This window comes from Erwinia sp. PPS120 (assembly GCF_047918655.1).
Taxonomy (GTDB): Bacteria; Pseudomonadota; Gammaproteobacteria; order Enterobacterales; family Enterobacteriaceae; genus Erwinia; species Erwinia tasmaniensis_A.
In genome coordinates, this window is sequence record NZ_JBLREF010000028.1 from 16,713 (window position 1) to 37,047 (window position 20,335).

Below are 20,335 nucleotides of genomic sequence, written 5' to 3' on the forward strand. Positions count from 1 at the left end.
TACTTATTGCTCACAAAGGTTGTTGCCAGCATCAAGGATTGGGCTAATACTTTTCTTAACCCCTTTATAGTTTGGGTCGTCAGCCCATACAGCATCTATGTCGTAACCTTCCATTTTCCCGGACTGCACTGCATCTTTCGCGCTACCATTCACGGGATATCGGTCATCTGTTTCAGTGTTATAAACGAAGATGAAACGTTTATTAATGCAGGACACCTTAGCTTTATTAAAGGTAAGGGGCCAGTCTTCACCTAATTTTAATGAATCCAAATCAATTGATTTTTCGGCAGCATAAGATGCAGATGTTCCAATAAGACATGCTATGACAAGAAATAACTTTTTCATTCCATTCCTTATACGTGTTTTTCCAGAGTAAATAATACAGCCCCAAAAGGGGTAACATCAGATGCCCCGCACTCAAACGAGACATTTGGATTGGTTAGCTTGATTTTCCCACCGGGTAGCCGAGAAATATCATACACATCATAAGAGTCATCAATATTAACGAACCAGCGGCCATTCGCGATGTTCTTGGCCTCAGTATTCACTAGCCATGAGTGACCAACACCATCAATAAACACTAAGCAATCTTTATCGACTGCAGAAAGTGCCGGATCCATAAGCCAATTTCCTGCGTCATTTAGAACGCCCGACACTAATTTTTTCTTCGGAATACTTATTGATGATGCGACAACTTCGGGCTGACTATCGAACATCTCACCTTTACCAGTTGCTAACCATCTGAGAGACACGCCTGTGTCTAACGCGCATGCAACTACTACATCTCCGGGGAAATATTCCCTGCGGATCCATGTACTGATTGTGCCAGAAGATATGTCAAGTAAATCACCCAGCTCCTTTTGCATGCTAAAGCCGTAAGCATCTAAGAGTCTGCGTAAAACTAACTTCCCGCCGTTAGCCATGATTTCATCGTAAAGCTGCTTACCTTTCAGCAAAGGCTCATCTCGCAAATGCGAATTAACAAGCTCACCAGTCATTAACCAGTTCAAGTCTGCGCCGGTTTCAAGAGAGCATTGGATAATCGCCTTTCCAGGCAGGCTGTTGCGCTGAATCCAAGTGCTGATGCTGTTAGATGGCACACCCAAGACTTCTGCAAGCGCTCTTTGAGTGGTGACGCCATATGACGAGCTGATCCGCTCTATCAACTCCTGCGTATTCAAATTTTCATCATTCATTATTAGCCCACACTCAAAATCGATTTACATGATCGCATTTTCGATCTAAAGTGACGCTCATCGACCAAGATGCACGTCACTGCACCATATTTCACACAATCGGAGATAATGCGATATGAAAGATGCAAAAGCAACTTTAACGCATGAGCCTGAAGGCTCGAAAAATCAATCCAGTCCTTTTACCGACTCACAAATCAATGCGCTTGTCTCAGCCTTACTGCCAAGCCTGCAAAAGATGATCGGCTCTGCAATGGCAGACGCCATGAGCGTTCGCGACTTCGCAGCAATGCGCGGCGTTAGTGAGCGCCTTGTGTGGCAGTGGCTTGACGAGGGCATATTGCTCAAGGCTCCAACCAAGGATTTCATCAATAAAAAAAGCGCTGAAAAACGCAGCAAAGTCCTTATCAACGTCAAAGCATGGCGCGACAAACTCACACAGCAGGCTGTCGATTGTCGTTATATTGATGCCCGCACCTCGCAATCTCTGAACTGATTTTGATTATTTAAGTTGAGCAAGGGAATAGCCATGTTTGATTTTAAGACTTCCACCCATAACCACTATGACGACGCCTGCCGCAAGTTTGCCCTTACGCATAACATGGCTGAGCTGGCGCAGCGTGCAGGCATGAGAGTTCAAACCCTGCGCAACAAGCTCAACCCGGATCAGGTGCATGAGCTGACTGCTCCAGAAGTACTGCTACTTACCGACCTGACCGAAGACGCCACGCTGATGGATGGGATGCTGGCTCAACTGCATTGCCTGCCCTGCGTGCCGGTTAATGAGCTGGCAAAAGAAAAGTTTCAGTCCTACGTGCTGAAGGCTACTACTGAAGTCGGAAGCATGGCTGCCAGCGCCGCAAACCCGGAGCGGATAACTGCAACATGCCGCCGCAGTATTCTGGAGGCCGCAAATACCGGCATTCGCTGCATGATGCTGGCCGCACTGGCCGTACAGACCCGCGTTCACTCTAACCCGACTTTAGCCTCAACCGTTGACGCTATCAGCGGGCTGGGTGCTTCGATTGGCATCAGCTGAGGGCGCACGATGATTTCATTTGCGGCACACCTCAAGCGCCAGAGCCCGTCAATGTCATACGGCAATGGCTGGATTATGGGCGAGAACGGCAGGCGCTGGCATCCGGTATTAAGTCAGCAGGTACAGGTAAAAGAGAGCAGAGGTAAATCATGGCTATCGAGGGCGATTCAATGCTGGTCGAGCTTACTGCCGGGCAGAGGGTTTCGGCGCTGAATCACGTTGCGTTAATTCGCGCACAACTGATGGGCGATAACTGTGAAAAAGATATGGTTCGTTTTTTCTCTGAAATACGCGATGTGACAGACAGTAATTATCAGGAAAACAAACGCGCGCTGAGCGCAATTCTGTTCCTGGCTAACATCGGTAAAGACAGGCACGAAGCTGATTTTAGTGAACTGACTACTGATGAACGAAAGGCGCTTATTTGTGCAATGAATCATTTAAAAGCAGTCGTGAGTTTATTTCCAAAGCGAATGACCTTTTCTAACTAAATAATCCTATGCAAATAAATGGCGTTAACCCGTTAGGCATTCTTTTGCCCAAATTCAGGAGAAAGTGGAATGCGAAATATCGAGACACTTAAGTTTGATGCAGACACAGAAGCGCTGGCAGCAATTATCACTAAGGCGCGGATCGAGGAGCGCAAAGACCGTGCAATGGCTGTTTCAGGACGTCTGGCCGAGCTTGCTCTGCACATTCATCAACAGGGGCTTTCCGGCGTTGAAGCCGCTGAGCTGATCAGTCGCGAGGCTGAGCGTTATCAGAGTGAATCACAGGAGCTGCACTAATGGCCGACTCAATGGACATAGCGCAGGCTCGCGCCGACGAGTTGCTGGCGCGCAACATTTCCAGCGTGGTTAACCGCCCGGTCAGCGTAGCGGCGTCTTTCTGCGAAGACTGCGATGCGCCAATCCCGGAAAAGCGTCGCCGCGCCGTGTGTGGTGTAACTCGTTGTGTCGGTTGTCAGAACGTGGCCGAACTGCGCGCAAAAGTATCAAAAGGCGGTGCGGTATGAGCACGATCCTTAAGTGGGCGGGCAATAAATCCCGCGTAATGCCGGATCTTCTAGCGCACCTGCCAGAAGGTGATCGCCTGGTCGAACCCTTCGCCGGTTCCTGCGCAGTGATGATGAGTACCGATTATCCGTCCTATCTGGTTGCGGATATAAACCCTGACCTCATAAACCTCTATCGCCAGATAAAAGAGCACACCCGCCCGTTTATAATTGTGACGGCTAGCCTCTTTAATCAGAACACTACCGGCGAAAGTTATTACGCCGTGCGTGAAGCATTTAATCATGATCCGTCGCTGCCTTTGCTGGAGCGCGCCGCTTATTTCCTGTACCTGAACCGCAATGGCTATCGCGGTCTTTGCCGCTACAACAAGCGCGGCGAATTTAATATCCCATTTGGTAACTACACAGAGCCATATTTCCCGCTGACTGAGATAGAAGCATTCGCAGAAAAAGCTCAGCGCGCGACGTTTATCTGTGCCGACTTCCGCGAAACGCTGCGCCTCGCAAAATCCGGGGATGTTGTGTATTGCGATCCGCCCTATAACGGTACATTCGCGGAATATCACTCTGCAGGTTTTGGCAAAGATGAGCATCACGATCTGGTCAGCATGTTGCTCGGCGTCTCAGAGCGTTGCCCGGTTGTGGTTTCAAACAGCGATACCCTCTACACCCGCAGCATTCTTCGCGATTTCAATATCACCAGCATCAGTGTAGCCCGCTCGGTTGGAGTAGCGGCAGGAAAGGGAAAGCGCGCCTCTGAAATCATTGCTGTGCGCAAACCGCAACACACCCCGGTTGTGATCGCTTGGGATATGGCATCCGGGCTGGATAGCTCTTGCGAAGTCCAGGCACACCAATGACAGCCTATTACAACGAGGTTGATCCTTTTGCAGTGCAATGGCTGCGCAACCTTATCGACGCGAATCTGATAGCGCCAGGCGTCGTAGATGACAGGAGCATCACAGATGTTAACGCTTCCGACCTTAACGGATTCACACAATGTCATTTCTTTGCTGGGATCGGTGGATGGAGCCTCGCTCTGCGACTCGCCGGAGTGCCAGACACTTACCCGCTGTGGACGGGAAGTCCGCCGTGCCAGCCTTTTAGTCTGGCTGGATTGGGTGTCGGGAAAGCCGATCCACGTCACCTGGCTCCAACCTTTCTCAATCTCATCTGTGAATGTAAGCCTGCAAGAGTCTTTGGTGAGCAGGTTAAAAATGCAATACAGAAAGATTACTGGCTCGACGCCTTACTCATTGAGCTGTCGGAGGAAGGTTACACCAGCGGGTTTGCCGTACTTCCTGCTGCAGGCGTCGGCGCTAAGCATAAAAGGGAGCGGATCGTATTCGGTGCAACCCTGGGCAACAGTCACGGCTCGGTCATTTCGGGACAGGGGCAACATAAGCAAATCATTCTTTCGGAAGGACGGAAGAATGCGAAACGACACGCTTTATCGTCAGATGTGGCTACACACTTTTGGGCTGAATGGGAACCCAACACGGGAGCAGATGGCATCGTTAGAAGCCTACCACGTGGATATGGCCAGGCAGCTTATGGGCTTTCCCGCCGGGTGGGACGTTTACGCGGATATGGTAACGCCATAGTTCCCCAGCTTGTTGCTGAATTTGTTTCTCATTTTCTTCTGGCGACCGGCGAGGCTGTTGCATGAATCAAGAATACGCTTACCCGTGGAATGCTCCACGGGAAGCCATCGCCAGCCCTTACCCCACCTATGAGGAAATGCACAGCCGCACTCAGATGATTGCGGCTTTAGCGCGTGCGCAGGAACTACTCGAAAAGCAGCCGACACTGATCCAGCTCGACGTTAAGCGCCGCGTCAGCGATTTGGAAAAGACGCAGGGAACAGCCCGCGCCAATGTTTACTTAACAAAGACATTTGTTGAGCGCACATTGCCACGCGTTGAAACCGTTAACGCTCAATATCGCCTCGGTGAAATGAGCGGCGGCGCATTTAATCTGCTGGCAGGTAATGCCACTAAACAGGCTGGCGCGGCCAGCGCGGGCGGCACGCTTTGGGAGTTGATGCGCCGTTTTAACCGCCTGCCCGATATGGCGCGCGCCGACGTCGATTTACTCGCCGGAGATGTAGCTAATTTCATCCTCGCCGAGCTGGTACAGGCACACGCGCAGGCCAGCGATGAGTCAGATTACAAATACACGCACCGCGTTTACATGACCGCCGCCACCATCACCCGCGAGCTTAGCCAGACGCCGCCTTTATGGGATAAAGTCACGTCCCGGCTGTTTGACCCGGAGGAAGTTACCCCGGCGATCATGCGTATGCAGACGGAAAAATGGTGGAAAGGCCGACTGCGCCGCGTGGCCGCATCATGGCGTGAACACCTTCAGATCGCCCTGGCTAACGTCAGCAAAAAGCATACCCCCTACGCCAGCAGCATGACCGTTTCAGAGTGGCGCGAGCAGAAGCGCCGCACCCGTGAATTTCTGAAAGGAATGGAGCTGGAAGACGAGGAAGGCAACCGCATCAGCCTGATCGAGAAATACGACGGCAGTGTGGCCAACCCGGCGATCCGCCGCTGCGAGCTGATGACCCGGATTCGTGGCTTCGAAAACATCTGCAATGAAATGGGCTTTATCGGCGAGTTCTATACGCTTACCGCCCCGGCGCGCTATCACGCCACGATCAAAACCGGGCATCGTAACCGCAAATGGAACGGTGCCAGCCCGGCCGACACGCAGCGTTATCTCTGCAGTGTCTGGCAGAAAATCCGCGCCAAGCTGCACCGCGAAGAAATCCACATCTTCGGCATCCGCGTTGCTGAGCCTCATCATGATGCGACCCCACACTGGCACATGCTCATGTTTATGCGCCCGGAGCAGGCTGAGCGCGTGCGCGAGATTATGCGCGACTACGCCTGGCAGGAAGATGGTAGCGAGCTTACAACCGACAAGGCCCGTAAGGCCCGTTTTCACGCCGAGGCTATCGACCCGGAGAAAGGCAGCGCAACGGGTTACGTTGCTAAATACATTTCCAAAAATATTGATGGTTATGCGCTGGATGGCGAGACAGACGACGAGAGCGGCAAAGATCTGAAAGAAACTGCCTCGGCCGTTTCTGCCTGGGCGTCACGCTGGCACATCCGGCAATTTCAGTTTGTGGGCGGTGCGCCGGTCACGGTTTACCGCGAGCTGCGCCGCATGGCAGATAGCGAAACCGCGCACGGCCTGAGCATTGAATTTGCCGCAGCGCATGACGCAGCCGATGCAGGAGATTGGGCCGGATACGTTAACGCGCAGGGAGGCCCGTTCGTGCGCCGTGACGAGCTGGCTGTGCGCACCTGGTATCAGGCAAGCGAAGGCATGAATGAGTACGGCGAGGAAACGCTACGCATCAAAGGCGTTTACGCCACGACCGTGGGTGAAGACACCCCAATTTTAACGCGTCTCGCACAGTGGAAGATTGTGCCGAAGCGCGCCGTTGACCTGGCCGTTGATTTTCAGGACGCGTCCGCGTCCTCTCGGAGTTCTGTCAATAACTGTACGGGGAGATCGGGATCTGAGGATCCGCCGGTGCCGGAAAGTTTGCCTGATTATGCTTCTGGCAGCATGACCCGGAAGGAACGGCGACGGCAGCTGGCGAAAATCCGGGCAGAGCAGCCGGTTAAAGCGTCCCGAATATTCAGACGCGCTGACAAGGTAGAGGCAGCGTGCACCAGAGTGATAACAGAAATACAGGAGATGACTGGCGAGACCATCAGCCGGGGACTGGCGGTGCGTCTGATCCGTGGTGTTAATACGCAAATCAATGGTGACTGGTGCAGAAGCGCCGCTAATGGCGAGCTGTTCAGAGCGCCTGCCCGCCCCACTGCCGACGATTTATTAGCAAGATTTAAGCTCGCTGCTTCTAAATCCTGCTTATTAAACAGTCAATAACGGGTGAGCGGGTTAATCCCTGATCCCCTCGTAACGATATTATTCACCGCCAGAATAATTCAGCGGTTGTCTATTTACTCTATTTAAATCAGTCGGATGAAGTTACTGAATGCGTATAGCAAATATCATTTTAAATACGGAAACACTATGTTACTGTATAAATACACAGTGTTTAACAAGGGGGGAATATGCAACGGAGTGAAATTAGTGCCATGCACAAAAAAATCGCAGGCATGAGGTTTATCGCTGAGCTGTCTTTGATAGCCAACTGCAAACCGTCTGATCTGGAACTGGCGCTAACTTTGATTGCCGATTTGGCAAATACCGGGCCTCAAATTGAGGCAGAAGATGAAATTTTCTATGCAGCAGAATAACGGGTGCGGAGGTTAAAATGCGTTTAGATGTCACTATCAGCAGGGAACAGAACCTGAGCCAGGAGGCCATTCAGGCGTTTGAGGCAGAGCTGCACCGGCAGGTTATCGCCGTTTTTCCTGCAACAAAAATCAGCGTACATGTAGCTGGTTCGTCGGGCTTTGAAATGGCGGGCTTTACGTTAGAGTCCGATCGGCAGACGCTGACCAGCATCCTTCAGGATATCTGGCAGCAGGATATCGGAGGCTGATATGACCAAAAAAGATGCTGTCCTTTACTCTGCTTACCGTGGAGCAATAAAAATTGTGGGCCGTCACCGTCATATTGCAACGGATGATATGACGCGCCTGGCGAATGAAGCGGGCTATCCCATTACTCCCGCCGAAGCAAACGAGTATATTCTCGCACAGCCCCAGCGCGTGATAATCCTCACTGAGGGTCTGCACGGGATGCATACATACGGGTTTTCGCACTAACCGCCCTGCCCGGTTTATCACGCTTAAATCGCACTGATGAGCCATGCATGCACAGAGTGCATGGATCTGCATTCAAAAACTCACGCGCAAAACTCCTGAGGGTGCCAGCACTGGCGCCCTTTTCATGGGTTCATGCACCTGCATTAAAAGTGGTCACTAAAGCGGGCAGGCGTGGCGGGGATAGCATTGCGCGCGGAGGGGGCAAACATGTTTCGCCCACATAGCAACCGGTAACCACACGTCTGCCATCTCTTTAACTGTGACCTCAGTCAGCGAAAGCAGCGCTTGATATTTTTAGATTAATCTGATGGTATACATAAAATTTTCTGTACTTTACATGCATTCGCAAAAGGAATTTTTATGGATAACGGTTCAATTACTTATTTTGATATCACTGCTTGCGGGTTTTATCGGCTGAAGCATAAATCAAATGAGTTAGATTATAAATTTGGTGACCTAATTGGAGTGCTCGATGATTTGGAGTCATGGCTTGCAGATAAAAGTTTCGAGCAGACTTTGGCATGGAATAAAGAAGAGCAACCACTTAGGACAAGAGTATATAGTCGCGGACTTGCAAGAGATGAGAACACCAAAGATGCAGTTATAGTGTTATATAGGGAGGTTGGGAATGGTAACGGAATACATGGCATCAAGGTTGATTCTAAAGTTAGTGGCGATAGCAAAGGTACAGTCAAGGCAGGAAGAGAGCACGGAGATGATAAGATAATTTGGGGCGAGCCATGCTATTATTGGTTAATCCCTGAGTTGAATAAAATAGCATCTATCAGGTTTCCGCACTCTTTTGCAGATACCTATCTTTTTGGTCAGTATTTCATTCAACATGTTAATAATAACAGTAAGCTTGGCGTAAGAACCAAGTCGAAAAGAACCGTTGAAACAATACCAGGGCGTGCATTCGATATATATAATACAAGATTCCAAATTCAAGAAGGGAAAAGTGAAATCAATTGCGTGTTCAAGTTCATTCTTGAAGAAACAAAGCTGAAGGCCGCTGAAGAAAACTTTGAAAAACTTCGACACAAAATCACTCACACAATGATTAAAGATACAACTATTGTTCATCAGCAAGATACAAGGCAACCATTATTAAAGCTCACTAGCAACTTCTTAGGTTCTCTTGTTGGAGAATCGAAACGCGACGAATTGATAGGCCAGCCTCCAGTATTGAAGCAGCCACGTAAAATTGAAGTCAAAATCGATGGTGCTCCATCTTCAGAAGAGCTTAGAAATCTCTTTTCAATGCGAGATAAAGAATCTGATTGGGATGTCGGCTTCTTAATGGCTGACCGCGATAATCCTATCTGGCTGAGCAGTTATGTAGCAAGAACCAAGCTGCCGCTTCATGATTCTGATGGTTCGGAGCATTACTCTGCAAGCTTCTTGCTTGATGAGATAAATAAAGTTAGAGAAGATTTAATTAGTGAAGTAAAATCTGCAGAGAATGCATCAGTTCAGGAATCTGAAGTTACACCCTCAAAGAAATTAGCAGAAGGTTAAAATGGCAGATACGGACAGCTTGATAGTAACAGTTGCGAAACAGCAGGCAATTAACATTGTTGCATCCTTAGTCATCGGTGTGATAAGTTTCTTTTCGCTTGAAAGTTTTTCGTACAATGATGCTAAAGACATTTTAGGTGTCTTGATAAATATTTCAGCATCAATTTTTACAATAGTTGGTTTGTGGGTGGGTTTTTTATATCCAAATGCAATGAGCAGCATTGTTAATGATGATGTTAGCTATATTAAAAATGAAAAAGATTCCCCCCGAATTGAAAAGCTAGTTTACATAATAATCACCTCGGCTTTCGTAATGGCTGGAATATTGCTTTTTTTCTTAGCGAAAATACTTATAGCTTCGCACCCTTTCTATAAGGAGCATATAGGTTTCATTAAGTGCATAGGTATTTTCTCCGTGCTTTTAATGAGCTGGTTGCAGCTAAAGTGTGTGATGAGTTTAGTGTTAAGCAATTTGCATTTTGTCAACCACCTTCATGGTCGATTAGCAAATGCCAGATTTGAACATCACGATAAGTAAAAAAAAGGATTGGCTTATTTGGCCAATCCTTATCTCATAATGAATAATCTTTAAAAGTAATTATTTCTTTGCCTATCCATTCGTTGGTTTCCTTCATTCGCTCCTGCAACGGCGTCAGTTCATTCCTCACAAACACCTGCGACGCCTTCACCGCATCTCCGAACCCGCCAGAGTTATCCGGGATAATGCCCATCATCTGCGGCGGCACGCGATGCGCGCTGAGCAGGTCATCCCGGCTGGCCTTTTTTATGTTAAAGAAATCATCCTTTGTCGCCACCTCACTAAGCGGCAGGATTTTAATCCCGTCCGGCTTACCGTTTGGCGCGTACATAAACAGGTTGCGGAAGTTGCCCAGGCCTTTAGTGTCGCGCATCGCCTGACGCATCCGATCCACGTCGCTGCTGCTCTGTGCGGCGTCGGTCATATACAGGATGTAACCGGCATGCGCGCCGTTCTGATAATACTTGCGGCGAAACAGCGTGGCCGCTTCATTCAGCCAGGCAGAGTTCAGGGCGCTGAGGTATTCCGGCAGGCCGTACAGCTCCTGATTAATGTCCGGCTCTATCAGGTGGAACACGCTGCCGGGCGTAAACTGGTGCGGTTCCTTCCAGTCATTCACAAACCAGTACTCCCCTTCTTTCACGCCCTTACGGGTAAATTTCGCCGGGGTGGTTTCCAGCCGCCAGGGCTCGCCCAGACCATTGCGGCGCAGCTCGGCAAACGCATTGCCGAATACCAGATAATCCAGCGCAAACTTGCTGAACTCCTGCTGGCTCATCATCGGATGCGGGATAAAGGTTGAGGCCAGAATGTTACGCTTCACGTAGATGGGCGAGCTGTGATGCACCGCCGAGCGCAGGCTCTTTGCCAGCCCGTGAAAACTTACCGGCGGCTCATACCAGCGCCCGTTACCGATACACTCCGCATAATCCAGAATATCGCGCTTATCCATTACCGGCGTCGGCTCGCCGAAGGTAAATGCCTCAACCTGCTGGGGCGCTGCCGGTGCTGTTGGTGCTGCTTTAAATGCCTTACGGCTGCGTTTGCTCATCAGTAGAATTCCAGAATTGAAGGGTTAGCATTGCCGCTGGCGGCGGTAAGCGGTTCATTTAACAGTGCATGCATAATCGCCCAGGCGACGTCGGCGTGGCTGGCATCCTCGCTGCGGCTCGCCTCGTAGGTGGAGCGGTTGCCGCTGGCGGTCATGGTTTTGCGGATGGCCATAAAGGACTGCGTGATATCGGTACTCCCGGCGTCGTACTCCAGCCGCCCGCTGCCGATGGTGTCTTTTGCCTTCAGCACCATTCCCGTTTTTACTTCCGGCGAGTAGCGGATCTCCCGTGCCGCCGGGTAAAACTGCCTGACCAGCTGAAAAACGCCCTGGCCGATGCCGGTCGCATCCACGCCGATATACTCCACGCAATACTTTTTGGTTAAGTCCTCAATGGATTTCGCCTGCGCGGCAAAGCCCATCCCCCGCCACTGGTGATGCTCCAGCACGCGGAACTTACCGCCCGCCACCACCGGCGGGGCCAGCACGGCACAGCCCGCGCTGTCGCCGGTGTGCGACGGGTCGTAGCCTATCCACACCGGGCGGTAATCAAACGGGCGCAGCGCGTAGGGGTTAAAGTCACTCCACTCTTCCAGACTGTCGATCATGCAGGTCTGCAGCTCGGCGAACGGGAACACGCTCGCCTCATCGTCGACAAACTCACACATTAAGAGGTTCTGGTATTCCGGCGGGCTGTATTCCAGTGACAGCTGGTCCAGGTCAAACAGGTTACAGCCGCCGGTCAGCGCGTCCTCAACGGTGACAATCTGCCGCCACTGACCATCCCCGCACAGCGCACCTTTCGCCAGATGCGAATGCGATAAATTCAGCTCGATGCGGTCACCTTTACTGCGGCGTCCCTTATTAAACAGTTCGCCCGACCAGAACGGATAAGCGCTGTGCGACAGGCTCGACGGCGTGGAAAAATAGGTGGTGCGCCATTTTTTGTGCAGGGACATGCCGCTGGCGACCTTGCGCAGCTCCTGGAATTTCGGGATCCAGAAATACTCGTCCAGATACAGGTTGCCGGTGTAGCTCTGCGCGGTGCGCACGTTGGTCCCCAGGAAAATCAGCCGCGCACCGTTTGGCAGCACAATCGGATCGCCCTTCAGGTCGACGTCAGCCTGACGGGCAAAGTCGATAATGTAGTTTTTAAAGACGTGCGCCTGAGCTTTACTGGCGGATAAAAATATCTGGTTGCGCCCGGTGGTCAGCGCATCAATCAGCGCCTCGCGGGCAAAGTAGAAGGTGGCGCCAATCTGACGGGATTTGAGAATATTGCGGATACGGTGCGCCAGCCCGGCCTTATGCCAGTTAAGCTGGTACTCAAAGCAGTTATCCATAAACAGGCCGGTGAGCTTTTCGGTCTGCTCATCGCTGAAGACGTTCTTAATCACCGGCTGGCGCTCGCCCTTATTGCGGTTGCGCACGCTGGGATTTAAATCCGCCTCGTTGCCCGAGCTGCGGTAGCGCTCCACGCGGGCCAGCCGCTCAATCTGACGGCCCAGCGCGTCTATCTCCTTGTAATCCCCGTTGCCCTTGACCTCTTTCATGATGAGCTGAATTAACCGCGCCTCCATGCTGGCTTCAACGCGACTGATGGGCGCTATATCTTCCCACGCGTCGCGCAGCTTCCAGCTCTGCACGGTCGGTGTTTTCTGGCCGAGCGTCTCCGCAATCTGGCGCACGGAATAACCCTGCCAGTAAAGCAGTGCGGCCTGACGGCGCGGATCGCTGATGGTGGTTGGTATGTTCATGCCGACAAGGCTACCGGGGCGCATAGTGCCGCGCCCGCTGTCCCTGTTTGCTCACGGCTGAGCAGGCGGGCTTTCGTTGAGCGGATACGTCATGGCGGGGAAACTGGCCCCGACCTGAACCCACCCACTGACCGGAGCCTGTTAATGGCAGCACTCAAAGCAAAGCGTTTTCGTATCGCCACCGAAGGCGCAACCACCGATGGCCGCGTGATCTCCCGTGACTGGATTTCCCAGATGGCGGCGAACTATGACCCGTCCATGTACGGCGCGCGCATCAATATGGAGCATATCAAGGGCTACACCCCCGACAGTCCGTTTCGCCGCTATGGCGACGTGACCGCCCTGAGCGCGGAAGAAATCGAAGACGGCCCGCTGAAAGGCAAACTGGCGCTCTACGGTGAAATCAGCCCGACGGCGGAGCTGGCCGAACTGACCCGGGCGCGGCAGAAAATCTACACCTCCATTGAGGTGAACCCGAAGTTTGCCGACACCGGCGAGGCATACCTGATTGGTCTGGCCGTCACCGACGACCCGGCGAGCCTCGGCACGGAAATCCTGAGCTTTAGCGCGTCGGCGTCGGCCAACCCGCTGGCCTCCCGCAAGCAGCACAAAGACAACCTGTTTACCGCCGCCGAGGAGACGCTGATTGAGTTTGAAGAGGTCGCCGACCCGGCACCGTCACTGCTGGCCCGCGTCTCGGCGATGTTCTCCGCTAAAAAGAAAACCGACAGCGAGCAGTTTGCTGACATGAGCGCAGCGGTTACCGCCGTGGCTGAGCAGGTGCAGCAGAACGGCGACGAGCAGACGCAAAAGCTTTCGGCGCTGGAGCTGGCGTTAACCGGACGGCTTGACGCGCTGGAGCAGCAGGCCGGTGAAGACCGCACCGCCTTTGCCGCGCTACAGACGCAGCTGAGTAAAACCGACGGCAGCTATACCCGTCGCCCGGCTGCAACCGGCGGCGATAACCGGGCCAGCGTACAGACCGACTGCTGATTAGCCCGAAACCTCACTGAATACAGGAGCGCCAATGCGCCAGAACACCCGCTTTAAATTTAACGCCTTTATGTCCCGTCTGGCCGAGCTGAACAACGTCGAAACCGGCGACATGAACAAGAAATTCACCGTTGAGCCGTCGGTGACGCAGACGCTGATGAACCGCGTGCAGGAGTCATCAGATTTCCTGACCCGCATTAATATCGTGCCGGTAGCCGAAATGAAGGGCGAGAAGGTCGGGATCGGCGTGTCCGGTTCGATTGCCAGCACCACCGACACGGCGGGCGGCGACGAGCGCGAAACGGCGGATTTCTCCGCGCTGTACAGCACGGGCTATGAATGTGTGCAGGTCAACTACGACTTTCATATTCGCTACAACACCCTTGACCTGTGGGCGCGCTATGAAGATTTTCAGGCCCGCTTACGCGACGCCATCATTAAGCGCCAGTCCCTTGACCGCATGATGATCGGTTTCAACGGCGTGGCGCGGGCGAAGACCTCCAGCCGCGCCAGATATCCGATGTTGCAGGACGTGGCCGTGGGCTGGTTACAGAAGTACCGCAACGACGCCCCGAAGCGCGTGATGAACACCACCACGAACGAAGATAACAGCGTATCCGACGGCGTGCTGATCGGCAAAGGTCGCACCTGGGTAAACCTTGATGCCGTGGTAATGGATGCAACCAATACGCTGATTGCCCCCTGGTATCAGGAAGACCCGGAGCTGGTTGTTATCTGCGGTCGCCAGCTGCTGGCCGACAAATATTTCCCGCTGGTCAATCAGTCGCAGGCCAGTACCGAAACGCTGGCCGCTGACATGATCATCAGCCAGAAGCGTATCGGCAACCTGCCCGCCGTGCGCGTGCCCTATTTCCCGGCGGATGCACTGCTAATCACCCGCCTGGATAACCTGTCGATTTATTTCCAGGAAGGTACACACCGCCGCCTGATTGATGAGGTGGCGAAGCGTGACCGCATCGAAAACTACGAGTCCATCAATGAGGATTACGTGGTTGAAGATTACGCCGCCGGTTGCCTGATTGAAAAAATCAGACTGTCCGATGTCCCTGAAAAACCCAAAGCGGATACGGTCACGGCGGATAAAGCGGAAACGGAAACTGAAGCCAAAACGGAAACGCCGGAGGCATAACGCATGCTAAGTCCTGCCCGGCGTCACCTTATGCGAATGGAAGCGATTGAAGCCTCACAGCAGGCCGGTAATCCGCTGCGCCACGCGAACGGCTACGAGCTGATGCTGCTGAAGCTTAACGACGATAAACGCCGCCTGAAAAAAGTGCGCTCGCAGGAGCGCAAGGCCGAACTCAAACGCAAAATGCTGCCGGAGTACGGCCCCTGGGTGGCGGGCGTGTTAGCAAAAGGAACCGGCGCACAGGACGCCGTGCTGATGACCGTCATGATCTGGCGGCTGGATGCGGGCGACGTGCCGGGCGCGCTGGAGATTGCCCGGTATGCGCTGGCGCACGGTCTGGTGCCGCCGTCCGGCTTTAAGCGTGATGCGACCGGCTATCTGCTGGCTGAAGAAGTGGCCGACGCGGCGACCCGCGCCCGGACGCTGAAAGAGGCGGTGGATACCGGGCCGCTGCTGGCGACAATTGAGCTGACGAAATCCGAAGACATGCCCGACCAGGTGCGCGCCAAGCTGCACAAAATCACCGGGTATGTCCTTCGCGATGCGGGCAGGACTCTGGATGCGATGCAACACCTTACCCGGGCGCTACAGCTGCACGAGGGCTGCGGCGTCAAAAAGGACATAGAGCGGCTGGCGACTGAGCTGAAAAAGCAGGCCATTGCCCGCCGCTAACCGAACGCGCCCCGCGCCGGGCGGCAGAGCGGCAATGCACTGAATGTCTGCGCCGCTCTCCACCGCCCACCTATTTTAAGGCCGACTATGAACATGCTTGTTATCCCCGCCCCGCGACCGGCAGATGCCGCCGAGCCGCCGGTGAAGAATACCTTTTTCTGGCCTGACATTGACCTTCAGCAGCTGCGCGACACGCTGCGCTATGAAGGCACCGTGACCGCGCAGCGCCTGCGCCTTGCGGTAAAAACGGCGATTTCAGAAGTGAACGCCGAGCTGTACGACTGGCGCGCCGCGCAGATGGCGGCGGGGTTCAGCACCCTGTCCGACGTCCCGGCGGAAACCTTCGACGGTGAAAGCGAGAAGGCCACGCACTACTTCGCTGCCGTCTCCGCCATGACCGCCGCGACCATTGCCGAGCGCTATCGCAGCTATGACGCCAGCGGCAAAAAAGGCGCTGTGGCGGAGGCCAGCGCGGACGAGTACTGGCGTGATGCGCGGTTCAGTATCAGCCGCATCGGCGGGCGTTCCGGCTGCATTGTGAGCCTGTTGTGATGATTTACGCCCGGCAGGGCGACACCCTGGACCAGATTTGCTGGCGGTATTACGGGCGCACGGCGCAGGCGGTTGAGCAGGTCTATGCCACCAATCCGGGACTGGCCGAAAACGGCCCGGTTTTACCGCACGGCTGCGGGGTGAAGCTGCCCGACCTGCCGGAGTCATCAGCAAATGAACCCCTGAACCTGTGGGACTGAAGAAAATGGAGAAAGTCAGCTCGCTGATTAACTACCTTATCGGGCTTGTGCTGATGTGGTTCGCCCGCCACACGCCGCAGGACATCGCCTTTATGGTGGGGTCCGGCGTTGCCCTTGTGACATTAGTGATTAACGTGGCGACGTTTTTTATCAACTGGTATTACCGCCGCAGGACCTGGGAGCTGCAACAGGCGCTGGCTAAGGGGAAGGGTTATGAAGACCGCTAAACACTGCGCCGTCGTGGCCGTGCTGGCGACAGCCGCGCTGCTGCCGCAGTACAAAGCCCTGAAGATATCCGACGGCGGGCTGAAGCTGCTTGCCGACGCCGAAGGATGCCGCACCTCACCGTACCAGTGCAGCGCAGGCGTCTGGACTAACGGCATAGGACACACTGAGGGCGTCACGCCTTACAGCCAGGTCAGCGAGCGGCAGGTCGCCGTTAATCTGGTGTATGACGTGATGCGGACTGAGCGCCAGCTTGCCGCCTGCGTGCCGGAGGAGATGCCGCCGCCCGTCTGGGATGCGCTGGTCAGCTTCTCGTTTAACGTCGGCACCGGCGCGGCCTGCCGGTCAACGCTTGTCAGCTACCTGAAGCGCCAGCAGTGGTGGCAGGCATGCGACCAGCTCGACCGCTGGGTCTATGTGAAAGGCGTCAGGAATGCCGGGATTGAGAACCGCCGCCAGCGGGAAAAAGCCTGGTGCCTGAAGGGGGCGGAATGATACGCGTTCTGGCAGCCCTGCTGACTGTTGCACTCACTGCGCTGGCCGTCACTGGCTGGCGGCTCAATGCGGCAAATGACCGGCTTACCGGGGCGCAGCGCATTATCGGCACGCTGTCTGCCGGTATCGAAAGCCGCGATAAAGCGATTAGCCGGCTTAACGATGAGGCAACAGCGGGCAGGAAACGCGAGGCCGCGCTGCGCCAGCTCCAGGGCCGCGCCAGCGCCTCTGCCCTTCACCGTGAAATGACCCTACAGAGAGAAGCCAATGCAAACCCGGTATTACGCGACTGGTCTGCTGCTGTCCTGCCTGATGATGTTATCCGGCTGCACAGCCGCCCCGCCTTCAGCAACGCCCGCGATTATCTGGACTGGCTGTCCACGCGTGACAGCCTGCCCGCTGCCGGGCAACCATCTGCAAACCCTGGGCGACCTGGCGGCAGATAACCGCCAGCTGGAGGCTGCGCTCGCGTCATGCGGGTTGCAGGTGGAAATTATCAGAGAATGTCAGGAGCAGCACGATGCTGAAACCGAAACAGTTACGCCAGGCGCTCACCGACAGCGTGCCGCTGCTACAGCGAAACCCTGACGGGCTGAATATGTTTATCGACGGCGGGCGCATCGCCTCGACGCTCGCCAGTTCGCTGTCGTTTGAATACCAGTATCAGCTCAACCTGGTTATCACCGATTACGGCGGCGATATCGACCTGATTATAGTGCCGCTGCTGGCCTGGCTGCGTGAGAACCAGCCCGATATTATGGGGACCGAAGAGAAGCGCCGCACCGGCTTTACCTTTAAGGCTGATGTTATCAGTGACACGCTGTGCGATATCAGCATTGATTTGCAGCTGACCGAGCGCGTGATTGTGAAGCAGGAAGGCGGCGCGCTGCACGTCACGCACACGGGCGAAAACCCGCTGCCGGATAATGTCACGCGCCCAGTGCAGCTTTATGCAGGCGGTGAGCTTATCAGCGGGTTGCAGCCGTGAACGGGCTGGAGGCATTCGACGAACGGCTGGGCGCGCTGATTGGCAATCTGTCACCGGCAGCGCGAAAAGAGATGGCGCGCACCATTGCCAGGCGCCTGCGCGCCGGTCAGCAGCAGAATATTAAGCGCCAGCAGGCACCGGACGGCACGCCGTTTAAGCCGCGCAAAGCGCCACCGGTACGCAAAAAGAAAGGCCGGGTTAAGCGGGAGATGTTTGCCAGGCTGCGCACGGCCAAATACCTGAAGGCGAAAGGCACCGCTAACGATGCCGTGGTGGAGTTTACCGGCAACGTGCAGCGCATGGCCCGCGTGCATCATTACGGGCTGCGTGACCGGCCAGCCCGTGGGGGGAAAGAGGTACAGTATGAGGCGCGGCCTCTACTGGGAATCTGTGAGAGTAATTTCTACTCGATTGAAGATATCATAATCGCTTATCTTACAAAAAAACATTGACTTTGTTATTTGTATTGCGAGATAAATTAATGCCTTTTTGAACTTGAAACGACAACTCAACATTTTAAACGATTTTAATTTTTGTTTAAGGATTAAATAAATGCAAGAAGAAGTTTACCTTGAAAGTGTATTTAAAATATCTGGAATACCAACTTATACATTTGTAGAGCCGAAGGAGTATAACCAACTGCTAGTGTCAGTTAGAACTCCTGGGCGTGGGGTCGTCATTGAAGGCCCATCAGGCATAGGCAAAACCACATGTGTTTTAAATATCATCAAAAAGCTACCCAATGGTGCAGAATACACGGTATTGTCAGGCCGGAAAGCAAGTGATAAGAAAAGGATTGACGAACTTATTACAAGCGAAAACTTTGGTAACGTTATTATTGATGATTTTCATAAGCTCGACAGTCATGTAAAGGAAACTTTGTCAAATGTTTTAAAAACTCATGCTGATGAGGAACGTGATGATTCAAAAATAATAATAATAGGGATTAATAAAACAGGAAAGTCACTTATCGAATACTCAAGCGATCTTAGAAATAGAATATCGATAGTTAAGTTTGAATCTAATAATAAAGAGAAAATCCTTGAGCTTATAAAAAAAGGAGAGAAGGCATTAAATATTGAAATCGCTGTTAAAGATGAAATAGCTAATGATTCTCACGGGGCATTTCACATTGCTCAAATGTTAGCACATAATGCTTGTGTTCAATCGGGGATATTAGAAAAGAAAGAAGAAAAACAAGTTACAACCCCTAGCTATCATTCATTGAAGGAAAATGTAATGAATGATTTAGAGCTGAGTTTTTCAGATTTAGTGACAAAGTTCGTGCAAGGCCAGCGTGTGAAAAAAGGAAGCAGAGCGCCCTATCTTCATGTGCTTTATTGGCTTTCGAAGACCGACGAGTGGAGCATAAATCTTGAGGCATCATTGATTCATTATCCAAAACATCGTAATAGTGTTGGACAAATACTCAAAAAAGGTCACCTTTACTCTCATTATTGTAAGGACGAGCGATTCTCAGATGTAATCTACTTCAATGAAGATACAACTGAGATATCTATAGAAGACCCTAAATTTCTATTTTACATAAGAAATTTACTATGGACAAAGCTGGCGGAAAAAATAGGCTTTTACTCTTTCGACTTTACATCACCATATGACTTTGCACTATCTTTTTCTGGTAGCAAAAGAGATGATGCAGAATATATATACAACAAGCTTTCAGAAAGTGAGATATCTGTATTTTACGATTTTAATGAACAATCGAGAATCCTATCTGAAGATGTAGAAGACTACCTTGCCCCTATCTATAGGAGTGAGTCTGTTTACGTAATTCCTCTTTTAAGTAACGATTACCCAAATAGAGTTTGGTGCAAGTTCGAAGGTGATATATTTAGGTCGAGGTTTGGCAAGAATAGCATAATTCCTCTTAGGTATAGTGATTGCAGTGTAGGTATGTTTGACGCTACTAATGGAGTCGGTGGTTTCTCACTTGATGTATCTAAACCCATTGAATCACAGCTAGATATCTTTATTGGACTGCTTATCAACAAGATTCATGAAAGAAGAATAGAATTAAATAATTCCGAGCAGGGATTGGAAGAATAAATCTCACATCCATAAAACCCATAGATGGTGGCGTAAGTAAAATTTCGCCATCATCATAATCTTATGCCCGCGTGCTCATTCAGCTATCAGCAAACATCATCCAGTAGTTAAAAGAAATC

Annotated in this window: 29 protein-coding genes and 1 pseudogene; 26 read left to right on the forward strand and 4 right to left on the reverse strand. The window is 52.4% G+C overall.

Features of this window, described 5'->3' with window-relative positions; all coding sequences use genetic code 11:
* Nucleotides 1-3: 3 nt before the first annotated feature.
* The gene (locus ACLRGG_RS14460) at nucleotides 4-345 is read right to left on the reverse strand and encodes a DUF2511 domain-containing protein (RefSeq protein WP_416250429.1); all 342 of its coding nucleotides are present in this window, start codon (nucleotides 343-345) and stop codon (nucleotides 4-6) included.
* An 8-nt stretch (nucleotides 346-353) separates the two neighbouring features.
* Nucleotides 354-1,196 (reverse strand): phage repressor protein CI, encoded by an 843-nt coding sequence (locus ACLRGG_RS14465; protein ID WP_416250430.1) that lies wholly within the window; start codon nucleotides 1,194-1,196, stop codon nucleotides 354-356.
* A gap of 115 nt (nucleotides 1,197-1,311) precedes the next feature.
* Here ACLRGG_RS14465 and ACLRGG_RS14470 point away from each other — a divergent pair, with 115 nt between their 5' ends.
* The 14 genes from ACLRGG_RS14470 (at nucleotide 1,312) to ACLRGG_RS14535 (ending at nucleotide 10,066) form a co-directional block, all read left to right on the forward strand.
* A complete protein-coding gene (locus tag ACLRGG_RS14470) occupies nucleotides 1,312-1,689 on the forward strand; it encodes a Cro/Cl family transcriptional regulator (RefSeq protein ID WP_416250431.1) in 378 nt (125 codons plus the stop codon).
* 33 nt (nucleotides 1,690-1,722) lie between these two features.
* A complete protein-coding gene (locus ACLRGG_RS14475; protein WP_416250432.1) occupies nucleotides 1,723-2,232 on the forward strand; it encodes a phage regulatory CII family protein in 510 nt (169 codons plus the stop codon).
* A gap of 9 nt (nucleotides 2,233-2,241) precedes the next feature.
* Nucleotides 2,242-2,445: a phage filamentation protein Fil family protein gene (locus ACLRGG_RS14480; RefSeq protein ID WP_416250433.1), complete on the forward strand. Its 204-nt coding sequence runs from the start codon at nucleotides 2,242-2,244 to the stop codon at nucleotides 2,443-2,445.
* A complete protein-coding gene (locus ACLRGG_RS14485; protein WP_416250434.1) occupies nucleotides 2,382-2,723 on the forward strand; it encodes a DUF5347 family protein in 342 nt (113 codons plus the stop codon). The genes ACLRGG_RS14480 and ACLRGG_RS14485 overlap by 64 nt, the downstream gene beginning before the upstream one ends.
* A gap of 69 nt (nucleotides 2,724-2,792) precedes the next feature.
* Complete coding sequence (locus tag ACLRGG_RS14490) at nucleotides 2,793-3,020, forward strand: DUF2732 family protein (RefSeq protein ID WP_416250435.1); 228 nt, start codon at nucleotides 2,793-2,795, stop codon at nucleotides 3,018-3,020.
* Entirely contained in the window at nucleotides 3,020-3,247 is a 228-nt protein-coding gene (locus tag ACLRGG_RS14495; protein WP_416250436.1) for a TraR/DksA family transcriptional regulator, read from the forward strand. The genes ACLRGG_RS14490 and ACLRGG_RS14495 overlap by 1 nt, the downstream gene beginning before the upstream one ends.
* On the forward strand, nucleotides 3,244-4,107 hold the full coding sequence (locus tag ACLRGG_RS14500) for a DNA adenine methylase (protein ID WP_416250437.1): 864 nt from the start codon (nucleotides 3,244-3,246) through the stop codon (nucleotides 4,105-4,107). Before ACLRGG_RS14495 ends, ACLRGG_RS14500 begins: the two co-directional genes overlap by 4 nt.
* The gene (locus ACLRGG_RS14505; RefSeq protein ID WP_416250438.1) at nucleotides 4,104-4,916 is read left to right on the forward strand and encodes a DNA cytosine methyltransferase; all 813 of its coding nucleotides are present in this window, start codon (nucleotides 4,104-4,106) and stop codon (nucleotides 4,914-4,916) included. Before ACLRGG_RS14500 ends, ACLRGG_RS14505 begins: the two co-directional genes overlap by 4 nt.
* Nucleotides 4,913-7,162 (forward strand): replication endonuclease, encoded by a 2,250-nt coding sequence (locus ACLRGG_RS14510; protein WP_416250439.1) that lies wholly within the window; start codon nucleotides 4,913-4,915, stop codon nucleotides 7,160-7,162. Before ACLRGG_RS14505 ends, ACLRGG_RS14510 begins: the two co-directional genes overlap by 4 nt.
* A gap of 188 nt (nucleotides 7,163-7,350) precedes the next feature.
* The gene (locus ACLRGG_RS14515; protein WP_416250440.1) at nucleotides 7,351-7,536 is read left to right on the forward strand and encodes a hypothetical protein; all 186 of its coding nucleotides are present in this window, start codon (nucleotides 7,351-7,353) and stop codon (nucleotides 7,534-7,536) included.
* Nucleotides 7,537-7,553: 17 nt separating this feature from the next.
* A complete protein-coding gene (locus tag ACLRGG_RS14520) occupies nucleotides 7,554-7,784 on the forward strand; it encodes a DinI-like family protein (RefSeq protein ID WP_416250441.1) in 231 nt (76 codons plus the stop codon).
* Nucleotide 7,785: 1 nt separating this feature from the next.
* The gene (locus ACLRGG_RS14525) at nucleotides 7,786-8,010 is read left to right on the forward strand and encodes a hypothetical protein (protein WP_416250442.1); all 225 of its coding nucleotides are present in this window, start codon (nucleotides 7,786-7,788) and stop codon (nucleotides 8,008-8,010) included.
* 360 nt (nucleotides 8,011-8,370) lie between these two features.
* Nucleotides 8,371-9,528 (forward strand): hypothetical protein, encoded by a 1,158-nt coding sequence (locus ACLRGG_RS14530; RefSeq protein ID WP_416250443.1) that lies wholly within the window; start codon nucleotides 8,371-8,373, stop codon nucleotides 9,526-9,528.
* A gap of 1 nt (nucleotide 9,529) precedes the next feature.
* Nucleotides 9,530-10,066 carry a hypothetical protein gene (locus ACLRGG_RS14535; RefSeq protein ID WP_416250445.1) on the forward strand — a complete coding sequence of 179 codons (537 nt, stop codon included), beginning with the start codon at nucleotides 9,530-9,532 and terminating at the stop codon, nucleotides 10,064-10,066.
* Nucleotides 10,067-10,100: 34 nt separating this feature from the next.
* Here the strand turns inward: ACLRGG_RS14535 and ACLRGG_RS14540 are convergent, their stop codons facing one another.
* Nucleotides 10,101-11,117, reverse strand: coding sequence for a phage portal protein (locus tag ACLRGG_RS14540; protein WP_416250446.1), 1,017 nt, complete (start codon nucleotides 11,115-11,117; stop codon nucleotides 10,101-10,103).
* Nucleotides 11,117-12,874, reverse strand: coding sequence for a terminase ATPase subunit family protein (locus ACLRGG_RS14545; RefSeq protein WP_416250447.1), 1,758 nt, complete (start codon nucleotides 12,872-12,874; stop codon nucleotides 11,117-11,119). The genes ACLRGG_RS14540 and ACLRGG_RS14545 overlap by 1 nt, the downstream gene beginning before the upstream one ends.
* A 144-nt stretch (nucleotides 12,875-13,018) precedes the next feature.
* Between ACLRGG_RS14545 and ACLRGG_RS14550 the strand changes: the two genes are divergently transcribed.
* The 12 genes and pseudogenes from ACLRGG_RS14550 (at nucleotide 13,019) to ACLRGG_RS14605 (ending at nucleotide 20,216) form a co-directional block, all read left to right on the forward strand.
* Nucleotides 13,019-13,867 (forward strand): GPO family capsid scaffolding protein, encoded by an 849-nt coding sequence (locus ACLRGG_RS14550; protein WP_416250448.1) that lies wholly within the window; start codon nucleotides 13,019-13,021, stop codon nucleotides 13,865-13,867.
* Nucleotides 13,868-13,901: 34 nt separating this feature from the next.
* Complete coding sequence (locus ACLRGG_RS14555; protein WP_416250449.1) at nucleotides 13,902-15,017, forward strand: phage major capsid protein, P2 family; 1,116 nt, start codon at nucleotides 13,902-13,904, stop codon at nucleotides 15,015-15,017.
* 3 nt (nucleotides 15,018-15,020) lie between these two features.
* On the forward strand, nucleotides 15,021-15,689 hold the full coding sequence (locus ACLRGG_RS14560; protein ID WP_416250450.1) for a phage terminase small subunit: 669 nt from the start codon (nucleotides 15,021-15,023) through the stop codon (nucleotides 15,687-15,689).
* 87 nt (nucleotides 15,690-15,776) lie between these two features.
* Nucleotides 15,777-16,241, forward strand: a complete 465-nt coding sequence (locus ACLRGG_RS14565; RefSeq protein ID WP_416250451.1) for a head completion/stabilization protein — start codon at nucleotides 15,777-15,779, stop codon at nucleotides 16,239-16,241.
* Nucleotides 16,238-16,441, forward strand: coding sequence for a tail protein X (locus tag ACLRGG_RS14570; protein ID WP_416250452.1), 204 nt, complete (start codon nucleotides 16,238-16,240; stop codon nucleotides 16,439-16,441). The genes ACLRGG_RS14565 and ACLRGG_RS14570 overlap by 4 nt, the downstream gene beginning before the upstream one ends.
* A 5-nt stretch (nucleotides 16,442-16,446) precedes the next feature.
* Nucleotides 16,447-16,668, forward strand: coding sequence for a phage holin family protein (locus ACLRGG_RS14575; protein WP_416250453.1), 222 nt, complete (start codon nucleotides 16,447-16,449; stop codon nucleotides 16,666-16,668).
* On the forward strand, nucleotides 16,655-17,161 hold the full coding sequence (locus ACLRGG_RS14580) for a lysozyme (protein ID WP_416250454.1): 507 nt from the start codon (nucleotides 16,655-16,657) through the stop codon (nucleotides 17,159-17,161). The genes ACLRGG_RS14575 and ACLRGG_RS14580 overlap by 14 nt, the downstream gene beginning before the upstream one ends.
* Nucleotides 17,158-17,508, forward strand: a pseudogene (locus tag ACLRGG_RS14585) (Rz-like lysis system protein LysB); the annotation flags it as partial. The gene ACLRGG_RS14580 and the pseudogene ACLRGG_RS14585, both read left to right, overlap by 4 nt.
* Nucleotides 17,429-17,749: an Rz1-like lysis system protein LysC gene (lysC, locus tag ACLRGG_RS14590; RefSeq protein WP_416250455.1), complete on the forward strand. Its 321-nt coding sequence runs from the start codon at nucleotides 17,429-17,431 to the stop codon at nucleotides 17,747-17,749. The pseudogene ACLRGG_RS14585 and the gene lysC, both read left to right, overlap by 80 nt.
* Complete coding sequence (locus tag ACLRGG_RS14595; protein ID WP_416250456.1) at nucleotides 17,682-18,149, forward strand: phage tail protein; 468 nt, start codon at nucleotides 17,682-17,684, stop codon at nucleotides 18,147-18,149. The genes lysC and ACLRGG_RS14595 overlap by 68 nt, the downstream gene beginning before the upstream one ends.
* Entirely contained in the window at nucleotides 18,146-18,601 is a 456-nt protein-coding gene (locus ACLRGG_RS14600; protein WP_416250457.1) for a phage virion morphogenesis protein, read from the forward strand. Before ACLRGG_RS14595 ends, ACLRGG_RS14600 begins: the two co-directional genes overlap by 4 nt.
* 100 nt (nucleotides 18,602-18,701) lie before the next feature.
* Nucleotides 18,702-20,216, forward strand: coding sequence for an AAA family ATPase (locus tag ACLRGG_RS14605; RefSeq protein WP_416250458.1), 1,515 nt, complete (start codon nucleotides 18,702-18,704; stop codon nucleotides 20,214-20,216).
* Nucleotides 20,217-20,335 lie beyond the last annotated feature (119 nt).